Annotated in this window: 3 protein-coding genes; all 3 read left to right on the forward strand. The window is 71.9% G+C overall.

The genetic code is table 11. The annotated features are described in order from the left end of the window. Nucleotides 1–210, forward strand: a 210-nt coding sequence (locus AB0H81_RS44480) for a SelB C-terminal domain-containing protein (RefSeq protein WP_358388483.1), incomplete at its 5' end; no start/stop codon positions are given. A gap of 205 nt (nucleotides 211–415) precedes the next feature. Then, nucleotides 416–1,378 (forward strand): MIP/aquaporin family protein, encoded by a 963-nt coding sequence (locus AB0H81_RS44485; RefSeq protein ID WP_358388486.1) that lies wholly within the window; start codon nucleotides 416–418, stop codon nucleotides 1,376–1,378. Nucleotides 1,379–1,436: 58 nt separating this feature from the next. Continuing rightward, entirely contained in the window at nucleotides 1,437–2,663 is a 1,227-nt protein-coding gene (fdhA, locus tag AB0H81_RS44490; RefSeq protein ID WP_358388489.1) for a formaldehyde dehydrogenase, glutathione-independent, read from the forward strand. The last annotated feature ends 135 nt before the right edge of the window (nucleotides 2,664–2,798 follow it).

The following is a 2,798-nucleotide window of genomic DNA, read 5'->3' on the forward strand; positions in this document are numbered from 1 at the left end:
GGGGTCGTGCTGCTCCCGGGCGCCGACCAGCGGGCGGCTGAGCTGCTGCGCCGCCTGCCGCAGCCGTTCACGGTCAGCCAGGCCAGGCAGGCCCTGGGCACCAGCCGTAGGGTGGCCGTTCCGCTGCTCGAACACCTCGACCGGGCCGGGCTCACCGAGCGGCTGGACGACGCGCGTCGCCGTCTGGTGCGACGGGACCAGCCGCCGTGAACGGGACCAGGCACCGTAAAGGGGAACCAGGCACCGTGAACGGGGCCGGCCGCCGTCTGGTCAACGGGACTCGCCGCCGTATTTAACCTATCTCGCACACATTTGAGCACTTCAGAGGCGGTATTCGGGTATAGATTCGGACTCTGTGGGGGCAACCTGAGGGACAGACCTCAGGGGACTTGAACCATCGTCATCGGGGGTCGCGATGGTTGGAGACCTGCCGCGGCGACTCGCCGCGGAAGCCATCGGAACGCTGCTGCTGGTGCTGTTCGGAGCCGGTTCGGTGGTCGCGGCACTGATCATGGGTAAGGGCGAGCTCACCTATGCCGCCCTCGGGTTCATCTCGTTGTCCTTCGGCCTGGTGGTCGCGCTCGTCATCTACGCCTTCGGCACCACCTCGGGCGCCCACATCAACCCGGCCGTCACCGTCGCCCTCGCCGCCGGCGGCAGGTTCCCGTGGCGGGAGGTGCCGTTCTACATCGGGGCGCAGCTCGTCGGGGCGTTCGCCGGGGGCCTGCTCATCGTGGGCGGCTTCGGACGGCGGGCGGCGGCGGACTTCGGCACGGGCCAGACCATCCTCGGACCGGAGGTGAGCTACGGGCAGGGGATCCTGCTGGAGGCGCTCGGCACGTTCCTGCTGCTGATCACCATCATGGCGCTGGCCGTGGACCGGCGGGCACCGGCCGGCTGGGCGGGTTTCATGATCGGTCTGGCGGTCGCGTGCGAGATCTTCGTCATCGGCCCGCTGACGGGCGGCGCGATCAACCCGGCCCGCACCTTCGGGCCGTACCTGACGACCACCGTGTTCGGCGGTGACGCGCCCTGGGAGGAGTACGGCGTGTACGTGGCCGGCCCGATCGCCGGGGCCGTGCTCGCCGTGCTCGTCTACGAGCTGGTGGCGCGCCCGGCCCGCGAGGTGCCGGAGGAGGCCGAGCAGGGGACGGCCGGGGAGATCGCCGGCAGCCGCACGCCCGGCGCGTACGCCACCGAGGAGTCGGGCGGGGCGGGGGAGCCGCGCCGCGTCCCGGTGGAGGGCGTTGCCGGGGACGTCCCGGCGAAGGGGACTGCCGGGGACGTCCCGGCGGCGCGCCGCCCGCAGGACGAGCACATCGGCGACCGCGTCGGCCGCGGCGCGCGCCGCCGCCGGCGTCACGGACACAGGAGGTGATGCCCACCCGGAACAACGTACGACCATCCGTCACTTCGCGTCAGGGAGGGGGCTCGTCATGCCTGGTAACAGAGGCGTCGCATACGAGGGTCCAGGCAGGGTCGAGGTACGCGAGACCGACTATCCCACGTTCGAACTCATGGACGGCCCAGGGGTCAACCCGGCCAACGTGGGCCGCAAGCTGCCCCACGCGGCGATCCTGAAGACCGTCGCGACGAACATCTGCGGAAGCGACCAGCACATGGTCCGCGGCCGCACCACGGCCCCGGCGGGGCTGATCCTCGGCCACGAGATCACCGGTGAGGTGGTGGAGACCGGCCCGGACGTGGAGTACGTCAAGACCGGCGACCTCGTGTCCGTGCCGTTCAACATCGCCTGCGGCCGCTGCCGCAACTGCAAGGAGGGCAAGACCGGCGTCTGTGAGAACGTCAACCCGGACCGGCCCGGCTCGGCCTACGGCTACGTCGACATGGGCGGCTGGGTCGGCGGCCAGTCGGAGTACGTCCTGGTGCCGTACGCGGACTGGAACCTGCTGGTGTTCCCGGACAGGGAACGGGCGATGGAGAAGATCCTCGACCTGGCCATGCTCGCGGACATCTTCCCGACGGGGTACCACGGCTGCGTCAGCGCGGGCGTCACGACGGGCTCGACCGTCTACATCGCGGGCGCGGGGCCGGTCGGGCTGGCCGCCGCCTGCTCGGCGCACCTGCTCGGCGCCGCCGTCGTCATCGTCGCCGACCTGAACAAGGAACGCCTCGACCAGGCGCACAGCTTCGGCTGCGAGACGATCAACGTGGCCCTGGGGGAGCCGAAGGACCAGATCGAGCACATCCTCGGCACGCCCGAGGTGGACTGCGCCGTCGACGCCGTCGGCTTCGAGGCGCGCGGCCACGGGCACGAGGCGGAGGTGGAGCGGCCCGCCACGGTCCTCAACTCGCTGATGGACGTGACCCGGGCGGGCGGCGCGCTCGGCATCCCGGGGCTCTACGTCACCGGTGACCCGGGGGCGTCGGACGAGGCGGCCAAGCAGGGCTCGCTGTCGATCCGGATCGGCCTCGGCTGGGCGAAGTCGCACAGCTTCGTCACCGGCCAGTGCCCGGTCATGCGGTACAACCGCCGGCTCATGATGGCGATCCTGCACGACCGGGTGCAGATCGCCAAGGCGGTCAACGCCACGCCGATCTCGCTGGACGACGCCCCTCGGGGCTACCACGAGTTCGACGAGGGCGCGGCGCGCAAGTACGTGCTCGACCCGCACGGCGCGCTGTCCTCGGCGTCCGCCTGAGGCGCCCGCCTGGGACGTCCGCCTGGGACGTCCGCCTGGGACGTCCGCCTGGGACGTCCGCCTGGGACGTCCGCCTGGGACGTCCGCCTGGGACGTCCGCCTGAGCGCCCGGCGCCGCGGGCGGCGGGACGGCCG

The sequence above is a fragment of the Nonomuraea sp. NPDC050691 genome, assembly GCF_040654455.1.
GTDB lineage: Bacteria > Actinomycetota > Actinomycetes > Streptosporangiales > Streptosporangiaceae > Nonomuraea.